Origin of the sequence: Tsukamurella pseudospumae (genome assembly GCF_001575195.1) — a bacterium.
Lineage (GTDB): Bacteria > Actinomycetota > Actinomycetes > Mycobacteriales > Mycobacteriaceae > Tsukamurella > Tsukamurella pseudospumae.
In genome coordinates this window covers 14,469-28,588 of record NZ_LSRF01000001.1, presented here as the reverse complement: position 1 = coordinate 28,588, position 14,120 = coordinate 14,469, and the positions used below count along the sequence as shown (strand labels likewise).

The following is a 14,120-nucleotide window of genomic DNA, read 5'->3' as shown; positions in this document are numbered from 1 at the left end:
TCATCCCTTCTGTTCGGTGAGTAGCCACTGCGCGGTCGGTCGGTCCGTGACCAGGGAGGTCGCGAAACCGCCGCGCAGGGCGCCCAGGATCGATTCCCGGCGGTGCTGACCGCCGGAGGTGAGAATCCCCGTGGGGCACCGCCGGATGTCCTCCAGGGGGACGGAGACGGTGCGGTCGACGAGGGTGGAGCGGACGGGGGCACCGTCGATCCCGTAGAACCGGCCACCGATCTCGCCGACGGCACCGAGGTCGCGGAGCTCGCCCAGCACCTCGGTGTCGATGTAGGCGCCCTCGAAGAGCGTGGTCGAGGTGGAGACGGAGCCGACGCCGAAGAGCATCACCTCGGCGGTGCGCGCGGCCGCCAGGGCCTGGGAGACGATCGAATCGCGTTCCAGGGCCCGCACGGTGGCGGGGTCCGCGAACAGCGGCGCCACCAGCCGGACGGGACGCGCGCCCAGCCGTTCCGAGAAGCGGGCCAGCGCGTGATCGACGCCGGTGTGATACTCGACGGAGGTCATCGACCCGTCCATCTGCACGACGCGGGCGCACGCCGCCCCGCCGCCCAGCGCGTCGGCCACCGCCACCTGCTCCGGGCCCCAGGTGAAGCCGAAGGTGTCGCCGGCCTGGAGCCGCCGAGCGAGGACGGAAGCGCCCGCCCGCCCGAGAGCGGCATCACCCGAAGGGGTTCCGTCGGCGTCCTCGGCGATGACGAGCGCCTCGGAGAGGCGGAACGCGGCCTCCAGATCGCGCTCGAGGTCCGGATGGATCGAGCCGGCCAGGTGCGGGGGCGCGGCGACGGTGACGGTGACGAGCCCCTGCGCGCGAGCCCGGGCCACGAGACGCCCGGCGGTCGGGCGGGAGACCCCGAGGCGTTCGGCGATCTGCGCCTGGGTGAGGCCCTCGAGGTGGTACATGGTGGCCGCTCGGACCAAGAGGCGCGGGTCGTGGCCGGACTCCCCGGGGGTGCGCTGCGGTGATGTCACGCGATGCTCCGTCGATGTGGTGAGCAAATGCTCACTAGCGGTGATCTTGCTCACTACGTTAACATCGGCGGTGTGACCCAGGCAACAGTTTCGAGTGAAATGCGGGTGAGCGTGCTGCACCCCGGGGGCCGGATGGCCCTCGAGACCAGGACCGTTCCCGAACCCGATCCCGGCGACGTGCTGATCGAGGTGGCGGCGGTCGGCGTCTGCGGCTCCGACACCCACTACCTGCGCCACGGCCGGATCGGCGCGTTCGAGGTGACCGCTCCGCTCGTCCTCGGGCACGAGGCGTCGGGCCGGATCGTGGCGGTGGGTGACGGCGTTCCCGTGGAGCGGATCGGCGAGCGGGTGTCCATCGAGCCACAGCGGCCGGATCCGTACAGCCCGGAGACCCTCCGCGGCGAGTACAACCTCTGCCCGGCCATGCGGTTCTACGCCACGCCGCCGGTCGACGGTGCCCTGGCCGAGTACGTGACCATCGGATCCGCCTTCGCGCATGCGATTCCGGATGCGGTGTCCGACGAGGCGGCGGTCCTGTTCGAGCCGTTGTCCGTGGGGATCGCCGCGCTGCGCAAGGCGGCGGTCGGCCTCGGCGGCAGTGTCCTCATCGCCGGCGCAGGGCCGATCGGCCTACTGTGCGCGCAGGTCGCGCGGGCTTCCGGGGTCACCGGGATCGTCGTGACCGACCCCGATCCCACGCGCCGCCGCGCCGCGGAGCGCTTCGGTGCCACCCGTGCCGTCGATCCCGGCCTCGACGTCGAAGCCGTCGGGGAAGGCTTCGACGCTTTCGTCGACGCGTCGGGCGCCCCGCCCGCGATCAGGTCGGGCATCCGCGCCGTCCGGCCCGGCGGACGGGTCGTGCTCGTGGGGATGGGCGCCGACGACCTGGAACTACCCGTCTCGCTGATCCAGGCCCGCGAGCTGGTGCTCACCGGCGTCTTCCGGTACGCCAACACCTGGCCCACGGCCATCGCGCTCGCCGCCGAGGACCGCGTCGACCTCGACGGGATGGTCACCGGCCGGTTCCCGCTCGAGCAGGCGGAGGCGGCGTTGAACGCCGACCGCGATCCGGGCGGCATCAAGGCCGTCGTGTACCCGGGCTGTACCGACATCGAAACCACCGAGGAGCAGGCATGACCGCACCGATCGAGCTGAACCCGGAAGCGCTGCCGTCGATCACCGGCGCCGCCGTACCCGCCTACGACCGGTCGGCCGTGCGCAGCGGGATCGTCCACTTCGGCGTCGGCGGCTTCCATCGGGCTCATCAGGCCGTCTACATGGACCGGATCCTCGGGATCGGCGCCGGTGCGGCGGGATGGGGCATCTGCGGCGTAGGCCTCCGGCCCGCAGACGCCGCGATGCGCGATGCCCTCGTCCCCCAGGGCGGGCTCTACACGCTCACCCTCAAGCATCCCGACGGTGCCGTGGAGACCTCCGTCGTCGGGTCGATCGTCGACTACCTCTACGCCCCCGACGATCCCGAGGCGGTGATCGAACGCCTGGCCTCGCCCGAGACGCGCATCGTATCGCTCACCATCACCGAGGGCGGTTACAACTTCTCTGCCACCACCGGGGATTTCGACGCCGAGAACCCCGACGTGATGCACGATCTCGAGCCGGGTGCGGTACCGCGCACCGTCTTCGGCTACGTGACCGAGGCCCTGCGCCGTCGCCAGGACCGGGGCGTCCCCGCGTTCACGGTCATGTCCTGCGACAACATCGAGGGCAACGGTCATGTCGCGCACCGCACGTTCGGCGCGTTCGCGCGGCTCGCCGACACCGCGCTCGCGGACTGGATCGAGGCGCACGTCCGGTTCCCGAACTCGATGGTGGACAGGATCACCCCGGCCACCCCGGTATCGCTGCGCGGCGAGGTCGCCGCCCGGGCGGGCGTCGACGACCGGTGGCCGGTCGTCGCTGAGCCCTACACGCAGTGGGTTCTCGAAGACGCCTTCGGTCATGGCCGCCCGCGCTTCGAGGACGCCGGCGTCCAAGTGGTCGACGATGTCGCGCCGTACGAGCTGATGAAGCTGCGCCTGCTCAATGCGGGCCACCAGGCGCTGGGCCACTTCGCGCGGCTGCTGGGCTACGAGTACGTCCACGACGCGGCCGCCGACCCCGACATCCGCGACCTGCTGCGCCGGTACATGCAGGACGAGGGTAGGCCCACACTGCAACCCGTCCCCGGCATCGACCTCGACGACTACATCGAGACCCTGCTGGACAGGTTCTCCAATCCCGCGATCGCCGACACCGTCGCGCGGCTGTGCCAGGACGCCTCGGACCGCATCCCGAAATGGCTGGTGCCCGTGATCGTGTCGCGTCTGAACGACGGGGCAGTCGCGCCGCTGGCGGCAGCGGTCGTCGCCGCTTGGACCCGTGGGTGCGAGGGAGTCGACGACGCCGGCGCCCCGATCGTGCCGGCCGACCGGGACGCGGACGCCCTCGCCGAGCGCGCCGCGCTCTCGCGGACCGAGCCGCTCGCGTTCGTAGCGGAGCCGGACCTGTTCGGTGATCTCGCCGACCGGTCGGGGTTCACCGAGCCCTATCTCGCCGCGCTGTCCTCGTTGCGGGAGAGTGGGGCGCGTGCGACGCTGCGGGAGCTGCTGGCCCAGTAGCTCAGGGCCGGTCGAGGACCAGGCCGGCGGCCTCGCGGTACCGGGCGTACACCTCGGGTGTCGCCGTGGCCGTGAAGGTCTCGGCGGTCGGATGCGGCCAGGCGGGGGCGGCACCGTCGGGTCGCAGCGCCCACGCCGCCTGCCGCGCGGCGCCCCGGGCCACGTACTCACCGTCCGCGGGGAAGTCGACGGTGCGCCCGAACACGGCCGGCGCGATCTCGCGGACCGCGGCGGAGCGCCCGCCGCCGCCGACGACGAGGATCCGCTCGACGGCGGTGCCCTGATCGGTGATCGCATCCAGGCAGAACCGCAGCGAGCACAGCAGGCCCTCGACCGCGGCGCGGGCGATGTTCTCCCGGGTGAGATTCGACCCGGTGACGCCCTGCAGGGATCCCGTGGCGTTCGGCAGGTTCGGTGAGCGCTCGCCGGCGAAGAAGGGCACGAGGACCAGTCCCTCGGCGCCCGGCGGCGCGGCGAGCGCGAGCCGCGCGAATTCGTCGAGGTCGGAGCCCAGCATGCGAGCCGTCGCCGCGAGCACCGGCGCGCCGTTGAGGGTGCAGACCAGCGGCAGCTGATGTCCTGTGGCGTCGGCGAATCCGGCGACGACGCCCGACGGGTCGCGGGGCGCCGTGGCGGTCACGGCGCTCACCACGCCCGACGTTCCCAGCGAGACGATGCAGTCGCCGGGCTGTGCGTCGAGACCCAGTGCGGCGCCGGCGTTGTCGCCCGCGCCCGCGCCGAGGACCGTCCCGGGGCGCAGCGGACCTTCGACGGTGGTGACCGGCACCGACTCCGCCGGTCCGAGGACGCGGGGGAGAGCGGGGCGACGCCCGCGCAACGCGAGTTCGAGGATGTCCGTGCGGTACTCGCCGGTGGCGGCGCTGAAGTAGCCGGTGCCGGACGCGTCGGAGCGATCGGTGACGAGGGTGTCGGGACCGCCGCCGGTCAGCTGCAGGGTGAGCCAGTCGTGGGGCAGGCAGACCGCCGCGGTCGCATCCGCGTGCGCGGGCTCGGCGTCGGCCAGCCAGCGCAACTTCGCGGCCGTGAACGCCGCCACCGGGACCACTCCCACGGCGTTCGCCCACTGCTGCGGGCCGCCGAACTCGGCGACCAGCTGATCGGCGGCCGCCGCGGACCGGGTGTCGTTCCACAGTAGGGCGTCCCGTACGACGGCACCGCTGCGGTCGAGGCAGACCATGCCGTGCTGTTGCGCGCCGACGGAGGCCGCCGCCACGTCCGCCAGGCCGCCCGCCGCCAACGTCGCTGCCGCCAGTGCATCCGACCACGCCGCGGGCGCGACCTCGGTGCCCGGCGGGTGCGGGGCGGAGCCGGACCGCACGACCTCACCCGAGTCCGCGTCGCACACCACGACCTTGCAGGACTGGGTGGACGAATCGATACCGGCGACGAGCGACATGGTCGCGATCATCGCAGACGGGCCCGCGGTGCATGCACGTATCGCCATGACGATCTTTGACAATGATTTTCAGTACCCGTTACACATGTCGTCATGTCCAAGCATCTGAAGCTCGCCGTTCCGCTCCTCACCGCCGCGCTGCTGGCCGCCGGATGTGTTTCCTCCCAGTCGGATCCGGCACCGTCTTCCAGCACCGCCGCAGGACCGGACGCCGACGCGCCCGGCGGCGCGACCGAACAACGCCGAGCCGCCCCGCGGCTCGCGATCACCTACGAGGGCGGCGTCCAGATCGTCGACGCCACGACGTTGCAGAAGGTCGCCGACATCCCCGGCGAGGGCTACCTGCGGGTCAACCCCGCCGGCGACGGCCGGCACGCGTTCCTCTCCGAGGGCACGGGATTCCGGCTCCTCGACCTCGGTGCATGGTCCGTCCCGCACGGCGACCATCAGCACTTCTACACCGCCGCGCCCCGTCGGACGGACATCCGGATCGAGGCTCCCGAGCCGGGCCACGTGGTCCGGCACGACGGCCGGACCGTGCTCTTCTCCGACGGGACCGGCACCGTCACCTCGATTCCGTCGGACAGGGTCGGCGACCCGAACGCACCCCGCGCGACCTACACCGCCCCGACCCCGCACCACGGCGTCGCGGTCGAACGCGCCGACGGCTCGATGCTCATCACCTTGGGCGACGAGAAGGCCCGCACCGGCGTCGCGATCCTGGACGCCGGCCGCAAGGAGATCGCGCGCAACGAGCAGTGCGCGGGCGTGCACGGTGAGGGCGCGGCCGAGGGCGGCGCCGTGATCTTCGGCTGCGAGGACGGCGTACTCGTCGTGCGCGGCAACGAGATCATCAAGACTGCGGCGCCGACCCCGGGCTACGCGCGGACGGGGAACGTCGCCGCCACCGAGGCGCACGCCGTGGTCCTGGGCGACTACAAGGTGGACAAGGCAGCCAAGCCGGAGCGTCCGACGCGGGTCAGTCTGATCGACACCCGGACCGGCGCGGTGAAGCTCGTCGACCTGCCGGCCTCCTACAGCTTCCGCTCGCTCGCCCGCGGCCAGTTCGGTGAGGCGCTCGTGCTCGGCACCGACGGGGTGCTCCGCATCCTCGACCCGGAGACCGGGGCGGTCGTGCGGGAGGTGAAGACCACCGCGCCGTGGACCGAGGACGCGAACTGGCAGGAGCCGCGGCCCGCCGTGTTCACGCTGGGGTCCACCGCGTTCGTCACGGAACCCACCACCAAGGCGATCGTCGCGATCGACATCCCCTCGGGCAAGGAGCTGCGGCGCGGCACGCTCGAGCACACCCCCGACGAGGTGTCGGGAGTCACCGGGGTCGGCACCACTCACTAGTCTAAGAGGCATGTTGCGGATCGGACTCACGGGTGGCATCGGCGCGGGCAAGTCGACGGTGGCGAAGGAACTCGCCGCCCTCGGCGCCGTGATCGTGGACGGCGACAAGATCGCCCGCGAGATCGTCGAGCCGGGCACGCCGGGGCTCGCTGCGCTGGCGGAGGCGTTCGGGGACGGGATCCTCGCGGCGGACGGCAGCCTCAACCGTCCGGCCCTCGCGGCGATCGCCTTCTCCGACGACGAGTCCCGCGCGAAGCTCAACGCGATCACGCACCCGCTCGTGGGCGCGCGGTCCGTGGAGTTGATCGAGGCCGCCGGCCCGGACGCCGTGATCGTGCAGGACATTCCGCTCCTCGTGGAGAACAAGGTGGCGCCGATGTTCCACCTCGTGATCATCGTGTGGGTCGACGAGGAGGAGCGCGTGCGCCGGCTCGTCGGGTCCCGCGGCATGGCCGAGGAGGACGCCCGCGCCCGCATCGCCGCGCAGGCCACCGACGAGCAGCGCCGCGCCGTCGCCGACGTCTGGCTCGAGAACACCGGCACCGAGGACGCGACCCGTGAGGCGGTCCGCACCCTCTGGAGGGATCGGATCGCGCCCTTCGCCGAGAACGTCGCCGCGCACCGTCCGGCCGACGGAGCCCCCCGGCTCGACGACCCGGCCTACGACGAGCGGCTCGTCGGGCGGCTGTGGGTCACCCTCGGCGCGGACGCGGCCTCCGTCACCGCCGACGGTGCCGCCGCCACGGTGGAGCTCTCCGACGTGGTCGGGGTGGAGGCGGTCACCGAGCGTCTCGCGGACGCGGGGTTCGCCCCCGTCGGGGAGGGGCTGTTCCGTGGCTCGGACCCGGGCCGCGCGGTGACGGTGCGCGTCGGGGCGTAGGTCGTCGAGCGCGGCCACGACGCGCGAAATGTCCGACTCCGCCGGGTCTTCGGATCCTGTCTCCGCGTGTCCTGTGCGAACGCCGCGCGGCTTCCCTCGATCGGGTACACACTGAGGAATGCTTCGCATTTCCGTGCGGAGCGCACGTTTTCCGACGAGACGAGGTGGGCATGTCCGAGACGCGATCCGATGCGGTACCTCCGCCGCAGGCGGGGCTCGCCCGCGAGGACGAGGGCTACAACAAGGGCATCAAACCCCGCCAGCTGCAGATGATCGCGATCGGTGGCGCCATCGGCACCGGCCTGTTCCTCGGCGCCGGCGGCCGCCTGCACGACGCCGGGCCCGGCCTGTTCCTCGTGTACGCGGTGTGCGGCGTCTTCGTCTTCCTCATCCTCCGCGCCATGGGGGAGCTGGTGTTGCACCGCCCCTCGTCGGGCTCCTTCGTCTCCTACGCCCGCGAGTTCTACGGGGAGAAGGCGGCATTCGTCGCCGGATGGATGTACTTCCTGAACTGGGCCATGACCGCGATCGTCGACACGACCGCGATCGCCACCTACTTCCACTTCTGGAAGGCCTTCGACCCGATCCCGCAGTGGCTGCTGGCGCTGATCGCTCTGGTCATCGTCCTGTCGGTGAACCTGGTGTCCGTCAAGCTGTTCGGCGAGATGGAGTTCTGGGCGGCGCTGATCAAAGTCGTCGCGCTGGTCGCCTTCCTCGTGGTGGGCACCGTCTTCCTCGCCGGCCGCTACGAGATCCAGGGCGCGAGCACCGGACTCGGCATGGTCTCGCATCACGGCGGCTGGTTCCCGACCGGCGTGCTGCCCCTGGTGGTCGTGACCTCGGGCGTGGTCTTCGCCTACGCCGCAGTGGAACTCGTGGGTACCGCGGCGGGGGAGACCGAGAACCCCGAGAAGGTCATGCCGCGCGCGATCAACTCGGTGATCGCCCGCATCGCGATCTTCTACGTCGGGTCGATCGTGCTCCTGGCGCTGTTGCTGCCCTACACGGAGTACTCCAGCAAGGAGAGCCCGTTCGTCACGTTCTTCTCGAAGCTCGGTTTCGACGGGGCGGGCGACCTCATGAACGTCGTGGTCCTGACGGCGGCCTTCTCGAGCCTCAACGCGGGCCTGTACTCGACCGGCCGGATCCTGCGGTCGATGGCGATGAACGGCAGCGGACCGAAGTTCACGGGCGTGATGTCCAAGCACGGCGTGCCCTACGGTGGCATCCTGCTGACCGCGGTGATCTGCCTGTTCGGTGTGGTGCTCAACGCCTTCAACCCCGGACAGGCCTTCGAGATCGTCCTCAACGTCTCGGCACTGGGCATCCTCTCCTCCTGGGCGACCATCGTGCTCTGCCAGATGAAGCTCAAGAGCGAGGCCGATGCCGGGCGGATGACCAGGCCGGCGTTCCGGATGCCCCTGGCGCCGTGGTCGGCGTACATCACGCTCGCCTTCCTGTTCGCGGTCCTCGTACTCATGGGCTTCGACCGGCCGATCGGCACGTGGACGGTCGCCAGCCTGGTCGTCATCGTCCCGATGCTCATCGGCGGCTGGTACCTCGTTCGGGGCAGGGTGAACGAGGAGGCTCGCGCCCGTGAGGGCTACACCGGTGAGTTCCCGGTCGTCGCCAACGTGCCGCTCGATGCGGGCAGCGGGAAGCCCTCGTGGCTGCGGCGCTTCTACGACCGGTACCGCGACGCCTCCCGACCGCCGCTGTACGGCATGGTGCTCGTCTTCGCCGGCATGGCCGTGGTCGCGGTCACCGCGTACTACCACCTCGGATGGTGGTCGATCATCGGCTACGCCGTGGCCGCCGTGATGGCGATCGTCGGATTCGCTCTGGCCTTCCGCGACCTCTCCTAGTCCGGAAACCCGCGCCGGCTACCGTGCGGCCACCGCGTAGTAGTCCCGGACGTGCAAGGCGGTCAACGGCGTCCAGCGCGGAACGGGCCGGTCGTCGGTGGATTCCTCCGCGGGTGCGGCGGCACCGGAGCTCTGGAGCGTCAGCGCGGCCACGGGCTCGTGATCGACGAGTGTCGCGAGGGCGTACACCGCCGCGAGGACGTGCAGGCACATCGTCGACCGGGCCGTGCACGAGCAGTCGGCGGCGTCGAGGACGGGGGCCGGACGGTGGCCCTGCGCCACCAGGGCGGCGTGGGCGGCATCGTCGGGCTCCGAGCGGGAGCCGAGCTCCTCGCGCAGGACCTGGGCGGCGGCGGGCGCCATCGGCGCGAACTCGAGGTGGGCGACCGACGCGCTCGCGCCGCTGTGCACGAGCGCGGTGACGCGGCCACCGTCGAGCTCGAGCGTCACGCCGCCGTTGCGGGCGATCGTCCGGGCCCGCGGCGCGTGCGTATTGGGGGTCCGCGCCGAGATCGGTTCAGCGATGCGTATGAGATCCGCACCCCAGGTGGTGAATCCGAACGGGTTCACGGCCATGTCAGTTCTCCCGGTTCCGACGCAGGACGTCCAGTAGGCGCTCGTCGTCGAGCGCGGCGAGTTCGGAGACGATCGAGCCGTCGTCGGCGTGCACGCCGAGCAGCGCCTTGCGGCGGTGCATCTCGTCGATGTGCTCCTCGAGCGTGGTGGCGGTGGTCAGCGTGGTGACCGTGACGGGGCGGTCCTGGCCGATGCGGTGCGCGCGGTCCGTCGCCTGCGCCTCGACGGCGGGGTTCCACCACCGGTCGTAGTGGAGCACCTCACTGGCGCGGGTGAGGGTCAGGCCGGTCCCGCCCGCCTTGAGGCTCATGACGAGGATCGCCGGGCCCGTTCCGGACTGGAAGCCGTCGGCGACCGCGGTGCGCTCGGCGAGGGAGAGGCCGCCGTGGAAGAACGGCACGGGCTCGCCGAGCAGCGACGACGCGGCCCGGGCCAGCAGGTCGCCCGTCTCGCGGTACTGCGTGAACACCAGGGTCGGACGGTGCGCGGCGACGTTCGCCTCGAGGAGGTCCATCGCGACATCGAGTTTGCCGGAGCGGCCGGACTCGAGGGACCGTGCGGCACCGTCGACCAGGTCGGGGTGGTTGCAGATCTGCTTGAGCACGGTCAGCACCGCGAGCAGGCGTCCGTGCCGCTCGAGCCCGCTGCCGAAACCGTCGTCCGCGGCGCGGGCGAGACACGCGTCGTAGCGGCGGGCCTGTTCGTCGCTGAGGTCGCAGAGGATCGGGTTGTCGATCTTCGGCGGGAGCGCCCCGGCGGCCCGATCCTTGGTGCGGGCCAACATCACCGGCGCGACGGCTGCGCGGAGGCGGCGCAGGGCACCGTCGTCCCCGGACTCGACGGCGCGCGTGAACCGGCGCCGGAACACCGCCTTCACCGGGAACATCCGCGGCGCGACCACGCGCAGGATCGCCCAGAGATCGTCGAGGGAGTTCTCGATCGGGGTGCCGGTCAGCGCGATCCGGAACTCGGCGGTCAGCTCGCGGGCCGCGCGGGAGACCTGCGTCCGCGGATTCTTCAGGGTGTGGGCCTCGTCGAACACGACCGTCGTCCACCGCGTCGCCGCGAGGTCGGTCGCCGACAGACGGAGCCGGGCGTAGGAGACGATCGTGACCTCGTCCAGCAGTCCGGGTGCGAACCGCGCGATCTCGCGTCGCCAGTTGGTGGCCAGGCTCGTGGGGCAGACGACGAGGTGCGGGCCCGGTCCCAGGCGGGTGAGTGCGGCGATCGCCTGCAGCGTCTTGCCGAGGCCCATCTCGTCGGCCAGCAGCGCGCCGCCCTGATCGTGCAGGGTGCGCAGCAGCCAGGCCACGCCCGCGGCCTGGTAGGGGCGCGGTTTCGCGTCGAGGACGCCGTTGAGCGCCTCCGCCGTCGCGACGGTGTCCGCGAAGGCGGCCGTCGCGTAGGTCGCGGACGTGACGGCCGTGCCCGTCGGATCCGGCTCAGCGTGGGCCGCGATCGGCAGCGGTACCTCCTCGCCCCGGCACCGCGCGGCCCAGGCGGCCTGCGAGGCCGACGGCCGTGCTCCGCCCGGCAGGGCCGTCACGTCCACGAGGTCGCAGCGGACGTCCCGGACGGCGAGGGCACCGTCGACGGGGACGACGAGGGGGAGGGGCGTCGCGCGCGCGGCATCGTCGAGGTCGTGGGAGGACCAGAGGGCGAACTGGTGCAGGTCGGGGAGGTAGGTGACTTCGAGGCTCAGGGTGCGTCCTTCGCGGGAGTCCAATAGGATACGTTGTACGGAGTACGCGAAACAGTGTACATCGTACGGAGAAAAGGTGTCAATGAATCCCGAGGACGAGGGCCGGGCGCTGGTCCGGCTGCTGTGGCGGTCGGAGACCGGCGAGCCGGCTCGGGCCCGCAAGGGGCCCAAACAGCGGCTCACCGTCGACGAGGTGGTGGCCTCGGCGATCGGGCTCGCCGACGCGGAGGGGCTGGCCGCCGTCACCATGCGCGCCCTCGCCGCGCGGCTCGGCGTCGGACCGATGAGCGTGTACACCTACGTCCCGACCCGGGACGTGCTGGTGGCGCTCATGGTCGATATGGTCGCGGCTGCGCAGCCGCCGGTCGAGCGCCTGGTAACGCTGCGCGAGTCGCTCGTGGCCGTCGTCCGCGCGCGCCGCGACGAGTACCTCGCGCACGTCTGGCTGCTCGACGCCCCGTCGTGGCGCGACGTGCTCGGGCCGGGGCGGATCGCGCAGTACGAGGCGCAACTCGCGCTCCTCGACGACCTGCCGATCGACGACATCGAGCGCGACTGGCTGCTCGTGCTGCTGGAGAGCTTCGCCGCCGGTGCGGCGCGGAGCTCCGGGGCGCGCGGCGCGGCCGCGCGGCCCCTGACCGACGCGCAGTGGTGGGAGGTCGTCGGGCCGGAGCTGGCGACCGTCATGCCCGCCGGTAGGTACCCCCTCGCGGGGCGCGTGGGCACCGCCGTGGGCGAGTACTACAGCGCGCCCGGCGATCCCGACGCCGGCTTCGAACGGGGCCTGCAGGTCCTGCTCGACGGTCTGGAATCGACGATCCCCGGCCTGCGGGACGACTAGCGCTCAGCGCCAGGTGATCGGCGCGCCCTCCGCGGCGAGCCACGCATCCACGTCGTGCCCGTGCGCGGTCACCCCGGCGACGGCGCGGGTCGCGGCGAGGATCGCGCGTTCGGCATCCTCGGCGCTCAGCAGATCGGCGGAGGTCGCGGCCACCAGCTCGTCGACGTCGATCAGCTCGATCGGGCGGCCCGGGTGCTCGACGAGGTCGAGGTACCAGTCCTCGGTGTGCCACAGGTTCCCCTCGCGGTGCACCCGCGCGACGTCGAGGTAGACCCGCTGGTCCCGCTCGTTGCCGGGGGTGAAGTGGAAGATGTTGGCGCGCAGGTCGAACGCCGGGAGCAGCCAGGACTCCAGCGCGTCGAACTTCGGGTGGTCCGACCGGCGGTACATGTACAGGCCGTAGCTCGTCTCCCGGAACTCCTCGACCTCGCGCACGAACCCCTTCGGGTCGGTGTTCGTCATCGCCGGCGGGTCGAGCACCTCCCGCTTGGGCGGATGGATCGCGCCGTCGTCCACCGCGGGGTCGGCGGTGAGTCGGAGCACCAGGGTGACCTCGGTCCCGCCCCGCGGCCGGCCGACCACGGCGCCGGAGGGACGGAAGCCGTGGCGCCGCAGCAGCGCCGACAACGCGTCGTCGTGCGTGCGGACCAGGATCCCGTCCTGTCCTGTCGCGCGCTCCCGCGCGGCGACGAGCAGCGCCGGGATCGCGTCCTCCGCCGCGTCGAGCACCGTCAGATCCAGCCAACCGCACCCGACGGCGCCGATCGCGGCGGCACCGTCGACGCTGATCTCGAACGTTTCTTCCGCCTGCATGTCCCCACGATACGATGCCCGCCGTGCCTCGCTACGCCCTTCTCCCCGCCCCCGCCGCCAACCGCGTCTACGCCGAGGCGGCAGCCGCCATGGTGCGCGCCGAGCTGACCGTGCTCAGCCGCGCCGCGCTCGCCGGGCGGATCGGCACCGTCGAGACCGAGACCTTGGCGGGCGTCGAGTACCTCGCCTTCGAGGCGGACGAGCTGACCGATCAGGACCTCGGCTTCCTCGGGCTGACCTCGGCGTTCTACGCCCTGTTCGAGGTCGACGGTGACCGGCTGCGGCCCGTCGCCGTGCCCTCGCCCGACCGGTACCCGTCGGACCTGCTGACCATCCTCAAGTACCAGGGCAAGACGAACGAGCAGTTCACGCGACTCGTGCTCAACGTGACCGCGGCGTCGACTGCCCGGCCCGAGGGCGTGCTCGACGGGTCGCTGCACGTCCTCGACCCCGTATGCGGCCGAGGCACCACCCTGAGCCAGGCCGTGATGTACGGGCTGCCGGTGACCGGCGTGGACATCGACACCAAGGACTTCGAGCTCTACAGCTCGTTCTTCACCACCTGGCTCAAGGACCACCGGTTCAAGCACGCCGCCTCGACCACCCCGGTGCGCCGCGAGAAGTCGGTGATCGCCAAGAAGTACGAGGTGGACTTCGCGGCCGACAAGGCCGACTACGTGGCGGGGCAGAAGCAGCACCTGACCTTCTACGCCGCCGATACGCTCCTGACCTCCCAGCTGGTGAAGCCGGGCACCGTCGACGTGGTGATCGGCGACCTGCCCTACGGCGTGCAGCACGGCAGTCGCGGGCCGCGTGGTCTCGTGCGCAACCCGCTCGAGCTGCTGGACGCCGCGCTGCCCGGGTGGGCGACCCGGCTGCGGGCGGGTGGCGCGATGGGGCTGGCCTGGAACACCCGGGTCGCGCCGCGGGATCGGGTGGGCGAGCTGCTGGAGTCCGCGGGCCTGACGGTGCTGGACGGGCCCGGGTACGACGACCTGCGGCACCGGGTGGACCGGGTGATCACCAGGGACGTGATCGTCGCCCGGCGCGACTGAGCTGCCACGACGG

At 71.9% G+C, this 14,120-nt stretch carries 12 protein-coding genes; 7 read left to right on the top strand and 5 right to left on the bottom strand.

The genetic code is table 11. The features are described from left to right. On the bottom strand, positions 1-984 hold the full coding sequence (locus AXK60_RS00115) for a sugar-binding transcriptional regulator (protein WP_082777706.1): 984 nt from the start codon (positions 982-984) through the stop codon (positions 1-3). 99 nt (positions 985-1,083) lie between these two features. Between AXK60_RS00115 and AXK60_RS00110 the strand changes: the two genes are divergently transcribed. Together AXK60_RS00110 and AXK60_RS00105 are read left to right on the top strand one after the other, a co-directional pair. Continuing rightward, the gene (locus tag AXK60_RS00110; RefSeq protein WP_068568977.1) at positions 1,084-2,121 is read left to right on the top strand and encodes an NAD(P)-dependent alcohol dehydrogenase; all 1,038 of its coding nucleotides are present in this window, start codon (positions 1,084-1,086) and stop codon (positions 2,119-2,121) included. After that, a complete protein-coding gene (locus tag AXK60_RS00105; protein WP_068568976.1) occupies positions 2,118-3,602 on the top strand; it encodes a mannitol dehydrogenase family protein in 1,485 nt (494 codons plus the stop codon). The genes AXK60_RS00110 and AXK60_RS00105 overlap by 4 nt, the downstream gene beginning before the upstream one ends. A gap of 1 nt (position 3,603) precedes the next feature. On the opposite strand, the gene AXK60_RS00100 is transcribed toward AXK60_RS00105, so the two are convergent. Continuing rightward, a complete protein-coding gene (locus AXK60_RS00100) occupies positions 3,604-5,019 on the bottom strand; it encodes a xylulokinase (RefSeq protein WP_068569856.1) in 1,416 nt (471 codons plus the stop codon). A gap of 93 nt (positions 5,020-5,112) precedes the next feature. Here AXK60_RS00100 and AXK60_RS00095 point away from each other — a divergent pair, with 93 nt between their 5' ends. The 3 genes from AXK60_RS00095 (at position 5,113) to AXK60_RS00085 (ending at position 9,120) form a co-directional block, all read left to right on the top strand. After that, entirely contained in the window at positions 5,113-6,375 is a 1,263-nt protein-coding gene (locus AXK60_RS00095; RefSeq protein WP_068568975.1) for a hypothetical protein, read from the top strand. A 10-nt stretch (positions 6,376-6,385) separates the two neighbouring features. Next, complete coding sequence (gene coaE / locus AXK60_RS00090) at positions 6,386-7,255, top strand: dephospho-CoA kinase (RefSeq protein ID WP_068568974.1); 870 nt, start codon at positions 6,386-6,388, stop codon at positions 7,253-7,255. A gap of 170 nt (positions 7,256-7,425) precedes the next feature. Further along, complete coding sequence (locus tag AXK60_RS00085; RefSeq protein WP_244880988.1) at positions 7,426-9,120, top strand: amino acid permease; 1,695 nt, start codon at positions 7,426-7,428, stop codon at positions 9,118-9,120. An 18-nt stretch (positions 9,121-9,138) separates the two neighbouring features. Here AXK60_RS00085 and AXK60_RS00080 read toward each other — a convergent pair whose 3' ends face one another. Beyond that, a complete protein-coding gene (locus AXK60_RS00080) occupies positions 9,139-9,696 on the bottom strand; it encodes a hypothetical protein (protein ID WP_068568973.1) in 558 nt (185 codons plus the stop codon). 1 nt (position 9,697) lies between these two features. Continuing rightward, complete coding sequence (locus tag AXK60_RS00075) at positions 9,698-11,422, bottom strand: DEAD/DEAH box helicase (RefSeq protein WP_244880987.1); 1,725 nt, start codon at positions 11,420-11,422, stop codon at positions 9,698-9,700. 58 nt (positions 11,423-11,480) lie between these two features. On the opposite strand from AXK60_RS00075, the gene AXK60_RS00070 reads away from it, so the two are divergent. Continuing rightward, entirely contained in the window at positions 11,481-12,239 is a 759-nt protein-coding gene (locus tag AXK60_RS00070) for a TetR/AcrR family transcriptional regulator (protein WP_068568972.1), read from the top strand. Between the two features lie 3 nt (positions 12,240-12,242). Here AXK60_RS00070 and AXK60_RS26075 read toward each other — a convergent pair whose 3' ends face one another. Continuing rightward, positions 12,243-12,701 carry a ribonuclease FAU-1 family protein gene (locus AXK60_RS26075; RefSeq protein WP_139057735.1) on the bottom strand — a complete coding sequence of 153 codons (459 nt, stop codon included), beginning with the start codon at positions 12,699-12,701 and terminating at the stop codon, positions 12,243-12,245. A gap of 374 nt (positions 12,702-13,075) precedes the next feature. On the opposite strand from AXK60_RS26075, the gene AXK60_RS00060 reads away from it, so the two are divergent. After that, positions 13,076-14,107 (top strand): TRM11 family SAM-dependent methyltransferase, encoded by a 1,032-nt coding sequence (locus tag AXK60_RS00060; protein WP_139057671.1) that lies wholly within the window; start codon positions 13,076-13,078, stop codon positions 14,105-14,107. Positions 14,108-14,120: the final 13 nt, after the last annotated feature.